Raw genomic sequence first — 19,290 nt, 5'->3', positions numbered from 1 at the left:
CCGATCTTAGACTATAATATTTATATGATATATTTTGAAAGGAAGTAAATTATTATGATTGAAAATATTAAAGACATTAAAGATAAATTTGATAATTTTAAACCATATATAAATGGATATCAAAATATGAAGAGGGCGTCTGTATTAGTTCCGATAATTAAAAATAACGATTCACACGAAATACTATTTGAAGTGAGGTCTAAAACACTGAGAAGTCAGCCAAATGAGATAGCTTTCCCTGGTGGAAAAATAGAAGAAAATGAAACTCCGAGGGAGGCTTGTATACGAGAGACTTGTGAAGAATTAGGTATAAGTCCTGACGATATAGAAATAATTTCTCCCCTAGATTTATATATAAACCACTCAAACTTAATAATTCATCCATTTTTAGGCGTTATAAACGAAAAGGTAGTGAAAAATGGACTAGAAAATTTACCTATAAATAAAGATGAAGTAGACCATGTATTTACAGCTCCAATAAAGTACTTAATAGATACTTCTCCTGATGAATTTGAAAATGAGCTAGAAGTAAAAGTAAACAAAGATTTTCCATATTACAAAATCCCAAATAAAGAAAACTACAAATTCGCCGTCGGAAAATACTCGACTTTATTTTATGAATATAAAAATTACGTCATCTGGGGTATATCTGCTAAAATACTAGAAAACTTCTTAAACTTTTTAAAAGAGTAACCAATTAATATGTCTGCATACTCAACATATTAAGGCTTAAGTAAAAAAATAAGCAGATAAAATATAAATATATCTTATCTGCTTATTTGAATTGTATAAATATTTAAGTTTAAAAAATATAATTCCAATTACACTTTTCGTCGGCTATTAGATTTTGAAGAATGGACTTTATTTTTTCCAATTCTTCTAAAGCTCTTATTTTGTTTTTGCAGTATACGGCGTTTCTAACTAGATTTAATTCTAAACTTAAATCATCATAATATTGATGATCTAATACCTTTAGCCAAAAGTCCTTTTGAGTGTCGAGCCTTGCCTCAAGGTCATCTAGCATTTCATCTGCATATTCCCACTTATCATCATGTATAACCTCATATGTAGCTTCCACATCTTTTATATAATCGATTCCAAAATCCTCTACTCTATTGTCTATATAAATCCCAAATAGTATAAACAAGATGACCCATATTAAAGCTATTATAGTATTTTTCATCTTTTCTTTTGAATTAATACTCCGTCGTATTCATCTAAAACGCATAGTAAGACGTCTTTTGTCCTTTTTATTTTGTGCATTTTTAGTATATTATTTAGCCATAGCTCATCTTTATCTAATTTTTTTAGGTTTTCTTTTATTATAGAGCCATCTAATATAAGCGGAATCGGTAGATGCTTGTACTCTTTTGAAGGAGTCGAGTTATAATTAGGAGTAGGCACCACACTTAGACTTCCATCTGTCTCTAATATGGCATATTGGATATATTTTATATTAAAGTATCCTTGAATTCTAAGTTGTTCTAAAAGCTCGTTTATGCTTACTCTCTCTCTTTTTAACTCTTTATAATCTACTTCACCTTTGTTGATAAGTATTGAAGGTTTCCCGGACAATATTATAGATATTTTTCTAAATTTTAAAGATAAAAATGAAATAATAGTTTGCATTGCTACAAGACCTGTTAGCGCTGCAATACCATTTATCATAGGAATATCGTTGTTTTCCATAGGTAGTGATGCAACTTCCGCTATTAAAAGCGTTATAACTAAGTCAAAGCAATTCATCTCAGCTATTTCACCTTTTCCCATAATTCTCATAGAGATTAATACTGCTATATATAAAACAATACTCCTCAAGAAAACTACAACCATATAAGTCCTCCTTTTATAGCCGCATACCTTATGAGCTATAAATTCTTAAATATGTTTTAAGATTTATAAAGCCTTAAATTGTAATTTTAAATTATATTTATTTTATATTTCCCAATATGCTTACTAAATAATCCCATGTTCTTTCTGTAGATAAAAGATCTATATGCTCATCAGGAGTGTGAACATCGAATAAATCTGGACCTATAGATACTGCTTGTGCCCCTTCTATAGCGTCTAGTAGTAAACCACATTCTAATCCAGCGTGAATTGCCACTATTTCTGGCTTTTTGCCGTTTATTTTTTCATAAGTCTCAACGCATATTTGCTCTAACTTTGAATCTTTGGCATATTCCCATTCTGGATAATCGTCTTCTAGTGTAAGGTTTACTCCTATTGTGTCGCAAAGCAATTGCATTCTGTCGTTTATATCGTCTTTTAGAGTTTTTACAGAACTTCTAGTTGCAAATTCAAATTTTATAGAGTCATTTTCAGTTACTACAACACCTAAGTTTGTAGAACTTTCAACTAAGTTCTCTATATCTGCACTCATAGTTTGGATATTTCTAGGCATTAAGTTTAATACTTTTATTATTTTGCTTTGAACTTGTTCTGATAAAGCTCTTTCGTGTTTTTCATTTATTTTGTTTATCTCTAAAGATATTTGTGGGTCTGAAGTTTTAAATTCATTTTTAAATACTTCTGACATATTATTTATAATATTTACAACTTGTTTTTCATCATTAGAATCTAAATTTATTGTAGCTTCTGCTTCACGAGGTATTGCGTTGTTTTTAAGTCCACCACTTATAGATATTAAGTCGTAATTTACTTTTTCTTTTTCAAGAGCGTTAAGCACTCTTCCCATAAGTAAGTTTGAGTTTGCTCTTTTTTTGTCTATTTCAATACCAGAGTGTCCTCCTTTTAGACCTTTTATACTTATAAGGTATGTTTGTTTAGGAGTTATGTCTTTTAATTCTTTTGGTATATCAACTATTGCTGTAACCCCACCTGCACAGCTTACAGTTATTCTGCCTTCTTCTTCTGAATCTAGATTTATGATATATCTTCCTTCAAAGTGACTTCCATCTAAATTCATAGCACCTTCCATGCTCACTTCTTCATTTGCAGTAAATACTATTTCTAATTTAGGCATTTTTATATCATCAGATGCTAAAAGCGCAAGCCCCATAGCAACAGCTATTCCGTTGTCTGCACCTAAAGTTGTTCCATCTGCATATAAGTAATTTTCTTTTACTTGTAGTTTTATTGGATCTTTTGTGAAATCATGTTTTATGTCTTTGTTTTTTTCACAAACCATATCCATATGTCCTTGAAGTATTACAGCAGGAGCATTTTCATATCCAGGTGATGCTGGCTTTTTTATTATTACATTTAAAGCATTATCTTGTATTACTTCTAAGTTAAGTCTTTTTCCTTCGCTAGCTAGATAGTCGCTTATTTCTTTTTCATTTCCTGAACCTCTTGGAATTTTTGATATTTCCTCAAAGTATTTGAAAACTAAATCTAGCTTTGGATTTTTAAAATTAAATTCCATTTTTCTTTTCCTTTCAGATTATTATTTTATTATCATCATCGCAACTGAAAGTATTATTGCTGATGCTATAAATATAGCTACTAAAACTTTTGTGACAAATTTCACCCATGATTCATAATCTACTTTAGCAATTGCAAGTGTACCCATTATTACACCACTTGTAGGCGTAACTAAGTTTACTATACCACTACCTGCACTAAAGATTGATATTACAACTTCTGGTCTAAATCCTAAGCTAACTGCTAAAGGCCCAAATATAGGCATAGAAAGCCCTGCTAAGCCTGATGTAGATGGGATAAAGAATGTAAGTGCCATATAAATTAAATACGCCACTATTGTAAATACTATTGGACTCATTCCAACTAATACATTTGATGCCTTGCTAAGTACATGTGCATCTAAGCCAGTAGTGTTCATTATTACTGATATACCTCTTGATACACCTATAACTAAAGCTACACCGACCATATCAGCTGCCCCTGCTATAAATGCATCTACTATTTCGCCTTCTTTCATTCCGTATACAACACCAATAATTATTGACATTATAACAAACCATATACCTAGCTCAGAGAACCACCAGTTACCTAAACTAGAGCCAGTTAAGAAGTCAGTATATATGAATAAATTTATTCCGAATTCTTCCCATGGTATTATTCCTGCTACCATAACTATAAATGTAAATGCAAATAATCCTAATACTATTTTTCTTTTTTTAGTAAATTCGACTACTTCTTCTTGCCCTGACTTATTTCCTATAAATGCTTCGTTTGCGTGTTCTATTTCTAATTGTGAAAGTATACTTTGATTTTTATCATTGTAGACTTTTTTTGCATAACTCATAACAAAGTAAATTGATATAAGTAGTGATACAATCCATAAAACTGTATTAGTAGCTATAACTACACCTTGGTTTACAGGAATTCCTGCGCCATTTAATGAGCCTATACTTACTGAAACCAAAAATGGGTTTACAGTTGAGCCTAATACACCACATCCTGACCCTAGGATAATTGTAGCAACTGAAACTAATGGGTCAAATCCTGCTATAATCATAGTAGTTGTTACAAGCGCTGTGAAGGCTATAGTTTCTTCTGCCATACCGAAACTAGTTCCTCCAAGTGAGAATAAAAACATAAGAACTGGTATTAATATTAATTCTTTACCTTTTAGCTTTGATACTACTGAGCCTATTCCTGCATCTAGTGCACCTGTCTTTGTAGTTATTCCTAAAAATCCGCCAATTAACAATACGAATATTGCAATGTCAATTGAGTCGTTAAGACCGTTTATAGGCGCCATCACAAAATCCGATAATCCCGCCGGTCTTACCCCAGCTATAAAGTGTGTTACAATAGCTATAACTGCTGTAATTATAAGCAACACAGTATAAGCTGTAGGCAACTTAAATGCTTTTTTCTTTTTTTGTTTGTTGTCCATTTTCTGTCTCCTTTTCGCATTGTTGTCTAAGATTAAAATTTCCTATTTTAAATCGATATATTCATTATTTAAAAATTCGATTATAAAATTTCGTTTAATCTTTTTATATTAGCGATTATAAAAGAAATTAATATATAATACAACATCTTAATATATTGTAAATTTTATCCATAAAAAATTCACTGCGTTCATAGCGCCAACGAATCAAAGATTCCGTTGCTTTAGTTAAAATTCACTACGTTCATAGCGCCAACGAATCAAAGATTCCGTTGCTTTAGTTAATAGGTTGGAAATTATATATTATCCACAAACCAGATAATGTATAATTTCCTTAGAATTAAAAAATAGAGAGAAAATCCCTCTATTTTTTAAATTAATCATATTAAATTAAAATCTTATTCTTCCAGTCTGTTTTCTGTGTCTTCTTCCAACTCTATTATTTGCGATATAATCTATCTCATTTAAAAATATATTCGCTTCATTTATATTATTGTAAAGTCCCAAACTAGCTCTTATCATTCCATAAAAATATTCTCCTGATACTACATCTCTATAGGCGTCGCTGTCACTAGCGCCTAAAAGTCTATATACATAAGGATGGGCGCAGAACTTTCCTGATCTAAGCGAGATGCCCTTTTCTGTCGCCATCATTATAGAAACCTCGCTATAGTCTTTATTTTGAATATTAAATGGAATTACACCTATTCTATCTTCTGTATAATCTGTATCACCATACATAGTCACATTGTTTATACTTTTCATACCTTGTATAATATAATTTTTTAATTCTCTTTCATGTTCTTCTATATTTTCAAATCCTATACTTTCTAAATCAGCAAGCGCCTTCGCCATAGCTATTACACCGAAGAAGTTTTGAGTTCCCGCTTCGTATTTTTCTGGTACAGCTGTCCAAATTAACCTCTCATCAAATACTCCAGCTACACATCCTCCTCCTGATAAAAATGGATCTTCTTCATTTAGATAGTCTTTTTTGCCCACAATTGCCCCACTTCCAAACGGTGCATATGCTTTATGTGCAGAAAAAGTCAAAAAATCTATCTCTTCATCTTTTGAATTCCCCTTCATATTTACTTCTTTATGCGATACTAATTGTGCAGCATCAACTATTATAAATGCACCGTATTTATGGGCAATTTTTGCTATATAGTGAATAGGAGTAGTATATCCAGTTACATTAGATGCCCCCGTTACAGTAACTACCTTTATTTTTCCTCCTGCCTTTATAAGTTCCTCTTCTATATCGTCTACCTTTACTCTTCCGAGCTCGTCGACTTCGACATATGCCATCTTTCCAACCCTTCTAAAAGGAAGGTCATTTGCATGATGCTCCATTCTGGTAGTCAACGTCATGTCTTCTTTGTCTTTTATAAGTACATTTGCAAGGACATTTAACCCCTCTGTATCTGACTTAGTGTATATAACTGTATAATCGTCATTTCCACCTAGTCCAAAAAAGTTTAATATCACATTTCTCGCCTTATTAAACATCATTGTGCAGTATTCACCCTTAAATCCTACCCCTCTGGCAATAGGCCCATAGTTTTTTATATTATCTTGAATTATTTGAGTAACACTTTTTAACGGTGGTGTAGTTGCTCCATTATCAAAATTTATCGGCGTTGTATAAGCGCCATTAGAAAGTTTAATTTTATCATCTATACCATCAAATAAATCTCTATAATCCATATAAATTCCCCCTTATTATCATGGTATAAATATATTTCATTTTACATATAAATATAACCTGTTTTTTATTTTTCTCAATTTTTGTAGAAATATGTAGAAATCTATGGTTGATTTATGATAAAATAAAAAAATCCGCATTTTAGCGTTTTAAGTATATAATAAGAAATAATAAAATATTTATCTTTTCATTTTTCCAAAGATATGCATTTTATTATTTAATATTGATTTTTTAATTTATTATTTTTAAAATTATTAAATTTTCTTAGAAAGGTTACGATAAAAAATGAACAATAATGGATCATATGCACTAGTTTTCGGTGTATCAGTTTTCGACATATGTGGTTTTACAGATAACGATTATAGATCTAATGACTCAAACCCAGGTAGGGTTAGAACTTCTTTTGGTGGAGTTTGTAGAAATATAGCTGAATGTATGGCTAGAGTTGGAGTTAATACAAAATTTATATCAGTTTTAGGGGATGACGAAACTGGAAAAAGTATACTTCAACATTCAAAAGTTATGAACTACAATATGGAAGATTCTCTTATAGTAAAAAATGGTCATACTCCTACTTATATGGCTGTACTTGATCATTTCGGTGAAATGGTATCTGCTGTTGTAGATATGAAGATAATAGACGAATTTACTACAGAATTTATAGATTCTAAAGCTGAAATAATAAAAAATGCTGAATATATGGTTTTAGACTCAGATAGACCGGACATAGTAGAACACATATTAAAAACATTCTCTAACGACACTAAATTTATATTAGACCCAGTATCAGCTGCAAAAGCTAAAACTGTTACACATTTAGTGAAATACTTCCACACTATAAAACCAAACAGATACGAAGCTGAAATAATGTGTGGATTTAAAATTAACAATGAAGAAGACTTAAGAAAAGCTGGTAAATACTTTACAGATTTAGGCGTAAAAAATGTATTTATCACTCTTGATGAAGACGGAATTTACTACAACAACGGAGTTGAAGAAGGGAAATTAAAAGCAAATGATGTTAAAGTAGTAAATGTTACAGGTGCTGGAGATTCTTTTGTTTCAGGAATTACAAAGGGATATATGGATGGATATAATTTAATTGACACATTAAAATACGCTATATCAATGTCATCAATAACTATATCAACTGAAGAGACTATACATCCAGATATGTGTCACGATTTAGTTTCGAGATATATACAAGAAACAAATTGGACTCATACTAAATTTAATAATTAATTTTCAAACATGGGGCTTTTAGCCCCTTTTATTTTGCAAAATAAAAACTCTTCGTCGGAAAATATTATTTATTTTCCAACAAAGAGTTATTTAAAGATTACTCAACCATTTCCCCATTTAATGAGAATGATAAAGCTGCTTCAGTTATTTTAACATTTACTAATTTACCGATTAAATCAGCATTAGGGTCTTTTACACTGAAGTTAACTAATTTATTTTGTCTAGTTCTACCAGTGAATTTAGTATCGTCAGTTTTACTTTTTCCTTCAACTAATATCTCAACTACTTGATCTTGGTGAGTAGTATTGTTTTCTTTTGATATTTCGTTAACTAACGCTAACACTCTGTTAAATCTTTCGTGTTTAACATCTTCTGGTATTTGGTCTTCCATCTTAGCAGCTGGAGTACCAGTTCTCTTAGAGTAGATAAATGTGAATGCATTATCGTATCTAACTTGTCTTATTACATCTAATGTATCTTCTACATCTTCTTCAGTTTCACCAGGGAATCCTACCATTATATCAGTAGAGAACGCTATGTTTGGAACTTCTGCCTTAGCTTTTTCAACTATTCTTAGATAATCTTCTTTAGAGTAGTGTCTGTTCATTTTCTTTAATAATTTAGTACTTCCGCATTGAACAGGAAGGTGTAAGAATTCACATACTTTATCACAATCTCTCATAGCGTATATAACTTCATCAGATATATCTTTTGGATGAGAAGTCATAAATCTTATTCTTTCTAATCCATCTATTTCATTAACTTTTCTTAAAAGCTCTGCGAAAGTTATTCTATCTTCTTCTAAAGTTTTACCGTAAGAGTCTACGTTTTGTCCTAATAAAGTAACTTCTTTAGTTCCATTTGCAACTAATTCTTTTATTTCGTTTAATATATCTTCTGGTCTTCTACTTCTTTCACGACCTCTAGTATAAGGAACTATACAGTAAGTACAGAAGTTGTTGCAACCGTACATTATATTTACGAATGCTTTAAGCTCGAACTTTCTATCACTTCTTAATCCTTCAACAACTTCACCATCAACATCCCAAACATCTATAAGTATAGAATCACTTGACATTGATTCAGATAATAATTCTGGGAATTTGTATAAGTTGTGAGTACCGAATACTAAGTCTACGTGTTTGTATCTAGATTTTATTTCTTTAACTATAGCAGGTTGTTGCATCATACATCCACAAACAGCTATTTTTAAGTTAGGATTTCTTCTTTTTATTAATTTTAAGTGACCTAAGTTACCATATACTTTAAGCTCAGCATTTTCTCTAACTGCACAAGTATTGTATATTATTAAGTCTGCATGGTCAGCCATTAAAGATGCTTCATATCCCATAGCATTTAGCATAGCCCCTAATTTTTCAGAGTCATGCTCATTCATTTGACATCCAAATGTTTGTATAAAATAAGATTTTTTCTTTCCAGTTAAGTGGAAATATCTTTCGTTTTCATTTTTTATTTCATTTATATATTTGTCCTGTTCTCTTATCTTTTCCATAGGAACAGTGACTTGTTTTCTTTTAGACATCTAGTTGTATCTCCTTTCAAATTAATGCAAAGTTTATTATATCATAAATATTGAAAAATATATAAAAAAATATACATTATATTTATTTTTAGTTATGTCAAAATCTGCTTTTATACTTATATTTTTTAATACAAAAAATGGCGAGCATTCTATACACTCACCTTTAAATTTGTAATATTTTAAAATTATTTATAAAATATGCTATATAATTAGCATTTATACTTTCATAACTTTTTCAAATTTTCAAATCTGAAAAAATCTTGTGCTTCTGGTATGTAGGGATCTGGATATTTATTAGTTGTTTTTAAGATAGGGAAAGTCTTTTTAACTACGTCGTATTGTTTTATTTTATATAATCTATCTAATATGACGGAGTTTTTAAGTGTTCTAGGACTTCCATCTTTTAATTTTAAATATCTATTATTTATTTCTTTTGATATTCTTTCTAATGTTTTCATTGTTTCCAAATTATCCAAATCTCTGCATATTTCTGCTTCAATTTTACTTTTTAAAATTATATAATCTTAAAATATTGTTTAGAGTTTAGTATGCTTTCGCCTCTTAAAATAGTCGTTCCATGATATCCTACATAAGTATTATTCATTGTTCACATCCTTTACATTTAATTTATTTTTCTACTTAAATAGATTTTTCTACAAAATATATACACTTTATACACTATTTATATATTTTTTTCTTATAATTTAAAAGCCACCTCTAAAATTTAGAAGCGGCTTTTAATTATATAGTCTTTCATTATTAAATTTACTTTTTACTTAAAACACTTATTTAGTCATTTTTTTGCCATTTTGAGTCATAGCATTTATTTTTAGTGGTAATGTAAATAAGTTTATAAAACCTTCTGCATCTTTGTGGTCGTATAATTCGCTGTTCCCAAATGAAGATATACTTTGGTCGTATAATTTATGGTCTGTAAATATTCCAGCTGGTTTTATATTACCTTTGTATAATTTTAATTTTACAGAACCTGTAACATTTTCTTGTGTTTCATCCATAAAAGCATTTATTGCTTTACAAGTTTTTGAATACCATTTTCCATTGTATATTAAATCAGCAAATTCAAGTGATAATCTTTGTTTTAAGTGAAGAGTATCTTTGTCTAATGTAGCACTTTCTAAGTAGTTATGTGCTGCATAGAATATTTCTCCTCCTGGAGTTTCATATATTCCTCTTGATTTCATACCAACTAATCTATTTTCTAATATATCTACTATACCTATACCGTGTTTAGCCCCTAATTTGTCTACTGCTTCAACAAGCTCTACTGGTGATAAATTTTCCCCATTTAAAGATACTGGTATACCTTTTTCAAATCCTATTTCTATATATTCAGCTTCATATGCTGCATCTTCTGGAGAGCAAGTTTTTTTGTATATATCTTTATTGTGTTCATTTTCAAGATATTCTATATCCCCACCTTCTGTAGAAACATGCCATAAGTTGTCGTCTACTGAATATATTTTTTTCTTAGTTGCAACAACTGGAATGTTGTGTGCATTTGCATAATCTATTGCATCTTCTCTAGATTTTATATCCCATATTCTCCAAGGTGCTATAACTTTTATAGATGGATCAAGAGCAGCTATAGTCCCTTCAAATCTAACTTGGTCGTTTCCTTTTCCTGTACAACCATGGCATATATATTTTGCGCCTTCATTTTGTGCTATTTCAACTAATTTTTTAGCTATTATAGGTCTAGCAAGTGCTGTTCCTAAAGGATATCTATTTTCATATAATGTTTCAGCTTTTATAGCTTGGTATATAGTAGTAGTTATAAATTCTTCTCTTAAATCCTCCACATAGGCTTTTATAGCTCCACTTGCTTTTGCTTTTTCTTCGATTTGGCTCATATCGTCATTTTGACCTACATTTGCACAAACTGCTATAACATCTAAGTCATAGTTTTCCTTTAACCATGGAATTATTACTGAAGTATCTAGTCCTCCTGAATATGCTAATACAACTTTTTCTTTCATTTTTTTATCCCCCTCAAACTTATATGATTTTTTATTATTTTCTTTATTTTCTGAATTAGATAGCTTAAAGCATCTCTGTACTTTTTAAAGCCATATAACTTTTTTTGTGTATTAAAAAAGCCCCTTAGTAATCATTACTAAGAGGCGACATTGCGCGGTACCACTCTTATTAACAAATTTATCTTAGTAAAATAAAGGAATTTAAAAAACGCCTCTTGAAAACTCAAGAGACGAAATATTTCCGCGTTACCACTCTAATTAATAAGATAAACTTATTCACTCTTCCTTTTAAGGCAAGGCATTCCTATTATCCTACTTAGGTTCAGATAATCTCCTCCAAAGCTCTTTTCATTTATCTCATAATTGCTAAGCTTCCACCATCCTCAGCTCTCTATAAATTTAAAATAAACTACTTTCTTTTTCAACGGATTTATATTTTAAATTGTTAATAAATGGTTACTTATTATTTATGAGTTAATAATAAACTATTTGGTTAAAATTGTCAACTGCATTTTGTATATTTTATTTTAGTATTTAACTCTATATAAGAATAACCCTTTTGCTGGAGCTGTCTCTGGCGATTTTGATCTGTCTTTTAATTCTAATAGTTCTTTTACTTCATCAGCAGTAATCTTTCCTTGTCCTGCATCTATAAGCGTACCTGCTATTATCCTAACCATATTGTATAAAAACCCATTACCTTCTACATATATTTCTAATATATCGTCTTTTTCATTTATAGTAATTGAGTAGATTTCTCTGACATGGCTTTTCTTTTTAGATCTAGATGAGCAGAAACTTGTAAAGTCGTATTCACCTATTAATACTTTAGAAACTTCTCTCATAGCCTCTACATCAAGTTTTTTACTTACATGACAAGTGTATTTTCTGTTAAATGGATTTGGATATTCTCTATTGTCGATTTTATATAAATAAACTTTTCTCTTTGCATTATATCTACTGTGGAATCTGTCGTCTACTTCTTCAATATCTTTTATTGCTATTGATTGTGGTAAGTATTCATATAGATATTTATGTATTTTATTTAATGATAAATTGCAATTAGTTTTAAAGTTTACAACTTGTCCATAAGCGTGAACACCCATATCTGTTCTTCCAGAGCCTATTATCTCAATTTTTTCATCTGCCATTTGACTTAAAACAGATTCTAATTTTCCTTGTATTGTATTTTCATTGTCTTTTAGTTTTTGGAATCCTTTAAAATTGCTTCCATCATATTCTATTGTCATCTTTATATTTCTCATATTTTGCCTCTTTTCTTTTGATTTTATAATTTAAAACTATAATTATATTTTTAAATTATACCTTAAATCTATATACAGAAAAAAATGTGATTAAATCACATTTTTTCCTCTACAATTGCATCCATTAAATTATTTTTTAAAGTGAAGGTAATACAAGTTCCCTCTCCTTTTTCACTTTCTAATATCATTTTGCCTTTGTGAAGTTTTACTATTTCGTTACTAATAGCAAGACCTATACCACTTCCTGATTTGTTGTAGTCCTCTTGGAAGAATTTTTCTAGTACTTTATCTAAGTTTTCTTGTTTTATACCTATTCCATTATCGACTACAGAGAAAGTTGTATATTCTTCTCCTTGAGATAGCCTCACAACGACATATCCGCCTTCTTCAGTAAACTTAATGGCATTTTGAACAAGATTTATTAAAACTTGTTTAAGTCTGTTTTTGTCACCTTGTATATCTACTATTTCACTTTCTTTTGTATTAAACTCAGTAAGTAAAGTTATGTTTTTCTCACTAGCTTTAACTCCAAGCTGATTTACTACGTCTTTTGCAAGTTTAGTTACATTGACTGAGTCAATTTGAAGTCTTATTCTATCTGATGCTAGACGAGAGAAATCTAGAAGTTCCTCGACTAAAGTTATAAGTCTTTCTGTTTCATCTTGTATAATTCCAAGCCCTAAATCAAGTTCTTCTCTACTTATACCTTCATATCCTAAAGTCTCACTCCATCCTTTTATGGATGTAAGCGGTGTTCTAAGTTCGTGTGATACAGAAGATATAAATTCTTCTTTTAATTTTCTTGTCTTATCTATTTCTTTTGCCATATGGTCAAATGTTTTGACCAAGTCGCCAATTTCATCATCATGTAATTTTTCATTTTCTAAGTTTATATTATAATTACCTTGTGCAAGTTGATTAGCTGTCTTTTTCAAGTCTTGTATAGGTTTTATTAAAGAGTCAGCAAATCTTAAACTTAAAAGTAGACAGATAAGTAAGATTACTAGTCCTCCAATAAATATTATACAGACTACTCTAAAAATAGCATTGTCCGCCTTTTTAAGAGATACACTATATCTAACTACACCTTCTACAACATTATTGACCTTTAGAGGTACAGATATACTCATAATATGGTCTTTTGTCTCAGATATTGAATATATATAGAAATTATAATCTTGGCTTCCTGTCAAAGCTTTATTTACATCATCATAATTTACTACTTCTCCAGTTTTTATGCCGTATTGGTCTAGCATAACTTCTTTATTTTTATTTATAATTTCTATTGCTACAGAGAAGTTATCACTACTTTCGCCATAACCTGAACTCTGGTTTAAGCCTTCTTTTTCTAATATATTATTTATTTTATCTTGAAAACTTGTAGAATCCATACCTGATGAATCATAGCTGTTTTGAGTATATCTGACTTGTTGTTCTAAATAAGATTTTGCCATACTATAGTAATATTCTTTCATATAAAACATAAATAATACTTCAAATAAAGCAACAGTAATTATAATCATGATGAAATAATATTTTACTACTCTTTTCCTCAAACCATCTAAATGTAATATCAAGTTTAGTCTTCCTTTCTAAAACAATATCCATATCCCCAAATTGTTTGTATATATTTTGGTTTTGATGGATCATCTTCTATTTTATTTCTTATTCTTCTTATATTTACGTCTACTATTTTAAAATCATATAAGTAATTATTGCCCCAAACTTCTGTTAAGATTTGGTCCCTACTTAACGATTGTTTTGCATTTACCATTAAATACTTAACTATAGAAAACTCAGTCGGAGTTAATTCAATTTCTCTACCGTCTTTAAATAATTTTCTCTTATCTAAATCAAGAGTAAACGGCTCTGATACTATTTTATTTAACTTCATAGAGCTTTCTTCTTTTTTAACTCTTCTAAGAAGTGCTGCAACTCTAACTAGTAATTCTTTTATACTAAATGGTTTTACCATATAATCATCTGCACCAGATATAAATCCTTCTAGCTTGTCTTCTTCTTGAGCTTTTGCAGTAAGCATTATTATACCAACTTGGTCAAATTTTTGTCTTATATATTTACAAACTTCTATCCCACTCATATCAGGAAGCATCACGTCTAAAAGCGCTATTGATATATCGTTGTGTTCTGTTATTTTTTCTATAGCCTCACTACCGCTACCTGCTTCTATTATTTCATAACCTTCCCTTTTTAAATTTATACTGACGAAACTTCTTATACCTATTTCATCTTCTAAAACCAATATTTTTTCTTTCATATTCCTTCCTCCATTAAAATTATTATTTTATTGCTGAAAAATAATCTTTTAATATTTCTATATTTAAATCAAGTTTTTTCATTTCTGCCATATTTACATCAGAAACAGAGAATATATATTTATCTGATTCATAAACATTATTTCCTGTTTTACTTATATTTTTTGTATCGTCAACTATCGTCTTTTCTGTGACATTAAGAGTAAATAATAGTTTTCTATCATGAGGCGCTGTCTCTGAATAAGCATTTGTAGAATTATAATAGAAATTAAGTACTTTATAATTTCCACTTTTATTTTCAGTATCTTCAATTATAGATAATTTACCTACTAAATTATTCGGTATTAAAAATCTAAAATTAGCTTCATAATTATAATAAATCTGACTTACAAATATTACATCGGCGTCTTTGTCTTGTTTTCCATTGTATTTATTCCAACTTATTATAAGACTAGTCGGGAATGTACTTGTAGATAAAGTATCTATTGTAACACTGCTTTGCTCTATCTTTGGAATATTAGTTATTCCATCATTGTTTACATCTTCAAAAGGTATAAAGTATTCATTTTTCATTTGTACCTTCATATCCTTAAAAGCATTTATTAAGTTTTTTTGTTCTAAATAAACAACTTGAGTTGTAAATCCTGTATCTTCATTATCAGGCAAACTTAAAAATAATGCTTTTTGCTTAGATGATATATTGCCGACAGATATCTCTATATCCTCAAAATTTCTTATATTTTCAAAAACTAAGCTATCTAAAATAGATATTTTATCGTCTTTAAATGCACATACATTCAAATCCATCTCTTTGCTTTTATAGTTATAATTATAAACTACTAACTCTAAATTTCCATCATCATCTAAATCATCTACTAATACACCTAATTTTGTAAAATTATCTTTATTAAAATAATTGTAGTTGTCATTAGAGATAAGTTCTTCTATATTTCCATTTTCATATCTGCATATGCTCAGAGTTACTGTACTCTTGTCTTCAATAAGCAAAATTATTTCCTTATTTCCATCCTTGTCTAAGTCATAGAAATTAGCATATTCGATTTTATTTCCAGGTTTAATATATGAAGTGTCGTTGCTTTCATTCTTTTTTAAATCTAATACAGTAAATCCAACTTGATTTCTTATATCTTCCCTTTTTTCAAAAAACACAATTTCATCTTTTTTATCATTATTTAAATCGATTTCATTTATCTTTCCTACCTCTATAGAGTTAGAAGGTAAAGTTAAATCAGCACTACCTGCAATTACTTTTACCTTGTCTGATATTTCTCTTTTCTCTTCGTTGTATATAGGCAATTCATCAAATAAATTTATAGGATTATTCTCTCCATTTTCGCTTTTATAACAACCTGTACTAAGTACAGTAACTAGAGATAATACACCTACTAATTTTAATAGCCTCATGCTTATCCTCCTGTCCATCTAATATATTGTACTTAAAATTTTTCTGTACTTTAATTATACAATAATTAATAAAAAAATCAAAAGAGTTGTGCATTAAATGATTAAATTAATCATTTACGACAACTCTTTAAGCTAACACCTATTATCTATCAAAATTTTCATCAGACCAAATTATGTTTTTATCACTTATACCTATATTGTCTTGAGCTTGTTGTTCTGCTTCTTCTCCTCTATAAGTAATATTTTCTGTATCGTCTACTTCTTCACTTTCTTGTGAAGTATTTTGTTCTACTTCTTGTACATTTAATGTTTCTTCGTGGTTTTGTGGTTGTTTTCTATGTTTGTGCACTCTTTTTTTAGCGTGTTTATGCACTTCTGTTTCTGTATTAGATTCAGCAGAACCTTGAGACTGTTGTGTTCCTTGTTTTTTGTGATGTTGTCTTGGTCTAGTCTTTTTAGATTTCTTTTGTTCTGTAGGTTGAGTAGTTTGTTCTACTTCTTCATTGCTTTTTTTATTATGTTTACTTACTTTTGAGTTTGCTTCTTCTTGTTGTTGTTTGTTTTGGTTCTTTGTTTTTTTACCTACATTAAATTTAAAACCATTTTTTCTCGCTCTTTTTCTAGGTTGATTTTTACCTTCTTGTATATTAAACTCTTCTTTTCTTTCTTCTGGAACAAGATCATTTAAAATGACATCGTTATATTTTTCTTCATATTGAGTATTTGTATTATTTTCAATATTTTTATTTTTTGAATTCTTTTTATTGTGTTTTGCTCTCATTATAAAATAACACCTCCAAAATGCTATATAATATTTATATTTAAAGAATTCTATTTTTATTCTTTTTTTAAGCATCTTGGAGGCAATTAATTATTTTCTAGGCGGTTTTGGCCCTGGATATTGGTATAAGTAACTTTTTAGCATACCATTGTATAGTTTTCTTTTTCTTGTTGCATCTTGACCAAATTCATTTTCAAAATCTTCATATGAAGTTATTAAATAATATGACCAATTATTTAATTTTCTAAATGCATAGCCAAGTTGTTTGTAAAGCATTTTTACAGAATCGACATCTTCAAGTCTTTCACCATATGGTGGGTTTGTAACAATAAATCCGTATTCTTCGTCACTTGTAAACTCTGTAGCATCGCCTACATTAAATTCTATATAATCAGCAACACCTGCTATTTCTGCATTTTCTCTAGCTATTTCTATAACTTCTTCGTCTATATCGTATCCGTAAATTTTAAATTCGATATCTTCGTTTATCATATCGTAAGCTTCTCTTCTTGTATCCCACCAGATTTTTTTGTCTAGTGTTCTCCATTTTTCAGATATAAACTCACGATTAAGCCCTGGAGCCATGTTTATTCCCATCATAGCCGCTTCTATTAGTAATGTTCCCGAACCACATAGAGGATCGACTAGTGTTCTTCCTGGTCTCCATGGTGTTAAATACATTATTCCAGCAGCTAATGTCTCTCTTATTGGAGCTTTATTAGCTTTTTCTCTGTATCCTCTTTTGTGTAGAGCAACTCCTGTTGTATCTATTGTAAGAGTTACTTTGTCTTTATGTATAAATACATATATAGGATATTTTTCTTTGTCTTCTTTTATTAATCCTGTTTCAAGGTAGCTCTTTTTAAGACTTTCTACTACTGCCTTTTTAACTATAGATTGTATATCTGGTATTGAGTATAGTTTTGATTTTATAGAAGACGCTTTTGTTATTGGGAATTGCGCTCCATATGGGATATATTTTGCCCAATTTATTCTCTTTGTTCCTTCGAATAATTCGTCGAAACTTTTTGCTTCGAATTCAGCTATTTTAAGGTGAACTCTCTCTGCACATCTAAGCCACATATTTGCTTTTGCAATTCCGTATTCATCAGTTTTATATGTAACCCTTCCGTCTTCTGTTTTTACAATTTCAAATCCTAAGTTTTTAATTTCGTTTGCTAGCATTTTTTCCATTCCAAAAAAGCACGGCGAAATTAAAGTGTATCCTTTTTCCATTTATGAATCTAATCCTTTCGTCTAGTTATTTAAGCTTCCCATCTGATATCCATTTAAATCTAATGTAACATACTTAAATCCAATTTCTTTAAGTTTATTATGCACATTTTTCATCATTTCATCATCGAAAAACTTATGCATTTCATCCTTAGCCACTTCTATTCTGGCTATATCGTTATGTAATCTAACTCTATATTGTCTAAAACCTAAATCTTGAAGATAATTTTCGGCTTCTTCTACTAATTTAAGTTTTTCTTTCGTAATTTTATCTCCATAAGGAATCCTACTTGCAAGACATGCAAAAGAAGGTTTATTGTATGTATTTAAATTTAGTCTCTTTGACAAAATTCTTATTTCTTCTTTTGTAAGAGAGCTGTCTTTTAATGGACTTACTACTTGTAATTCTTCAAGAGCCTTAAGCCCAGGTCTAAAATCGCCTAAATCACTTACATTAGTTCCGTCTAAGACATATTTTACATTGTTTTTTGCTGCGTAATCTTTAATCATATTGAAAACTGCGCATTTACAATAATAACATCTTTTTTTGCTATTTTCAATAAAACCTTTTTCGTCGAAATTATCTACTTTTATGACTTCGTGTTTTACCCCAAACTCTTTAGTATATTCTTTAGCTTCTTCCATTTCTCTATCTGAATGCATCATAGCATGTATTGTGACTGCTACTACATTTTCCCCAAGTTCATCGCTCGCCACTTTAAGTAAAAAATTACTGTCAACTCCACCAGAATAAGCTATTACCACTCTTCCCATTTCTCTTAATTTGCTTTTTAATAATTCGTATTTTTCATCTATATTCATAATTATCCACCCTTTCAATTTATATACTTCAATCTAAAGTAATTATATATTAAAGATATAACTGACTTCTATATAAATTCTTATAAATCTTTTTTTTTTATAGCTTTTTTATTTCCTTTTCTAGCTTTTGAGATATTATCCAAACCATTTCTCCTTTTCCTTCTATTAGAAAT

At 29.6% G+C, this 19,290-nt stretch carries 17 protein-coding genes and 1 other annotated feature; of the genes, 2 read left to right on the top strand and 15 right to left on the bottom strand.

The window, feature by feature from the left end; genetic code table 11:
- The first annotated feature begins 54 nt into the window (after positions 1 to 54).
- Positions 55 to 693 carry a CoA pyrophosphatase gene (locus I4U58_RS05955; RefSeq protein WP_195930116.1) on the top strand — a complete coding sequence of 213 codons (639 nt, stop codon included), beginning with the start codon at positions 55 to 57 and terminating at the stop codon, positions 691 to 693.
- Positions 694 to 802: 109 nt separating this feature from the next.
- Here I4U58_RS05955 and I4U58_RS05950 read toward each other — a convergent pair whose 3' ends face one another.
- The 5 genes from I4U58_RS05950 to I4U58_RS05930 form a co-directional block, all read right to left on the bottom strand.
- A complete protein-coding gene (locus tag I4U58_RS05950) occupies positions 803 to 1,183 on the bottom strand; it encodes a DUF4363 family protein (RefSeq protein ID WP_195930115.1) in 381 nt (126 codons plus the stop codon).
- On the bottom strand, positions 1,180 to 1,833 hold the full coding sequence (locus I4U58_RS05945; protein WP_195930114.1) for a DUF421 domain-containing protein: 654 nt from the start codon (positions 1,831 to 1,833) through the stop codon (positions 1,180 to 1,182). The genes I4U58_RS05950 and I4U58_RS05945 overlap by 4 nt, the downstream gene beginning before the upstream one ends.
- Before the next feature lie 97 nt (positions 1,834 to 1,930).
- Positions 1,931 to 3,388, bottom strand: a complete 1,458-nt coding sequence (locus I4U58_RS05940; protein WP_195930113.1) for an aminoacyl-histidine dipeptidase — start codon at positions 3,386 to 3,388, stop codon at positions 1,931 to 1,933.
- A 21-nt stretch (positions 3,389 to 3,409) separates the two neighbouring features.
- The gene (locus I4U58_RS05935) at positions 3,410 to 4,828 is read right to left on the bottom strand and encodes a YfcC family protein (protein WP_195930112.1); all 1,419 of its coding nucleotides are present in this window, start codon (positions 4,826 to 4,828) and stop codon (positions 3,410 to 3,412) included.
- A 387-nt stretch (positions 4,829 to 5,215) separates the two neighbouring features.
- Positions 5,216 to 6,535 (bottom strand): aminotransferase class V-fold PLP-dependent enzyme, encoded by a 1,320-nt coding sequence (locus I4U58_RS05930; protein ID WP_195930111.1) that lies wholly within the window; start codon positions 6,533 to 6,535, stop codon positions 5,216 to 5,218.
- 283 nt (positions 6,536 to 6,818) lie between these two features.
- On the opposite strand from I4U58_RS05930, the gene I4U58_RS05925 reads away from it, so the two are divergent.
- Entirely contained in the window at positions 6,819 to 7,775 is a 957-nt protein-coding gene (locus tag I4U58_RS05925; protein ID WP_195930110.1) for a carbohydrate kinase family protein, read from the top strand.
- A 97-nt stretch (positions 7,776 to 7,872) separates the two neighbouring features.
- Here the strand turns inward: I4U58_RS05925 and miaB are convergent, their stop codons facing one another.
- The 10 genes from miaB to larE form a co-directional block, all read right to left on the bottom strand.
- Positions 7,873 to 9,318, bottom strand: a complete 1,446-nt coding sequence (gene miaB, locus I4U58_RS05920) for a tRNA (N6-isopentenyl adenosine(37)-C2)-methylthiotransferase MiaB (protein ID WP_195930109.1) — start codon at positions 9,316 to 9,318, stop codon at positions 7,873 to 7,875.
- Between the two features lie 224 nt (positions 9,319 to 9,542).
- Positions 9,543 to 9,776 carry a hypothetical protein gene (locus tag I4U58_RS05915; RefSeq protein ID WP_207743834.1) on the bottom strand — a complete coding sequence of 78 codons (234 nt, stop codon included), beginning with the start codon at positions 9,774 to 9,776 and terminating at the stop codon, positions 9,543 to 9,545.
- Between the two features lie 327 nt (positions 9,777 to 10,103).
- Positions 10,104 to 11,315, bottom strand: coding sequence for an argininosuccinate synthase (locus tag I4U58_RS05910; protein ID WP_195930107.1), 1,212 nt, complete (start codon positions 11,313 to 11,315; stop codon positions 10,104 to 10,106).
- Positions 11,316 to 11,538: 223 nt separating this feature from the next.
- Positions 11,539 to 11,749, bottom strand: a binding site (T-box leader).
- A gap of 93 nt (positions 11,750 to 11,842) precedes the next feature.
- The gene (gene truA / locus I4U58_RS05905) at positions 11,843 to 12,580 is read right to left on the bottom strand and encodes a tRNA pseudouridine(38-40) synthase TruA (protein WP_195930106.1); all 738 of its coding nucleotides are present in this window, start codon (positions 12,578 to 12,580) and stop codon (positions 11,843 to 11,845) included.
- Between the two features lie 95 nt (positions 12,581 to 12,675).
- A complete protein-coding gene (locus I4U58_RS05900; protein WP_347708165.1) occupies positions 12,676 to 14,157 on the bottom strand; it encodes a HAMP domain-containing sensor histidine kinase in 1,482 nt (493 codons plus the stop codon).
- A gap of 2 nt (positions 14,158 to 14,159) precedes the next feature.
- Entirely contained in the window at positions 14,160 to 14,858 is a 699-nt protein-coding gene (gene walR, locus I4U58_RS05895) for a cell wall metabolism DNA-binding response regulator WalR (protein ID WP_195930105.1), read from the bottom strand.
- A gap of 22 nt (positions 14,859 to 14,880) precedes the next feature.
- On the bottom strand, positions 14,881 to 16,281 hold the full coding sequence (locus I4U58_RS05890; RefSeq protein WP_195930104.1) for a hypothetical protein: 1,401 nt from the start codon (positions 16,279 to 16,281) through the stop codon (positions 14,881 to 14,883).
- 142 nt (positions 16,282 to 16,423) lie between these two features.
- Positions 16,424 to 17,062: a hypothetical protein gene (locus I4U58_RS05885; protein WP_195930103.1), complete on the bottom strand. Its 639-nt coding sequence runs from the start codon at positions 17,060 to 17,062 to the stop codon at positions 16,424 to 16,426.
- A 90-nt stretch (positions 17,063 to 17,152) separates the two neighbouring features.
- The gene (locus I4U58_RS05880) at positions 17,153 to 18,298 is read right to left on the bottom strand and encodes a class I SAM-dependent RNA methyltransferase (RefSeq protein WP_195930102.1); all 1,146 of its coding nucleotides are present in this window, start codon (positions 18,296 to 18,298) and stop codon (positions 17,153 to 17,155) included.
- 21 nt (positions 18,299 to 18,319) lie between these two features.
- Positions 18,320 to 19,117: an ATP-dependent sacrificial sulfur transferase LarE gene (gene larE, locus I4U58_RS05875; protein WP_195930101.1), complete on the bottom strand. Its 798-nt coding sequence runs from the start codon at positions 19,115 to 19,117 to the stop codon at positions 18,320 to 18,322.
- Between the last annotated feature and the right edge of the window lie 173 nt (positions 19,118 to 19,290).

The organism is Clostridium sp. 1001270J_160509_D11, from assembly GCF_015667935.1.
Lineage (GTDB): Bacteria > Bacillota > Clostridia > Peptostreptococcales > Peptostreptococcaceae > Intestinibacter.
This window is presented reverse-complemented; position numbering and strand designations above follow the sequence as displayed.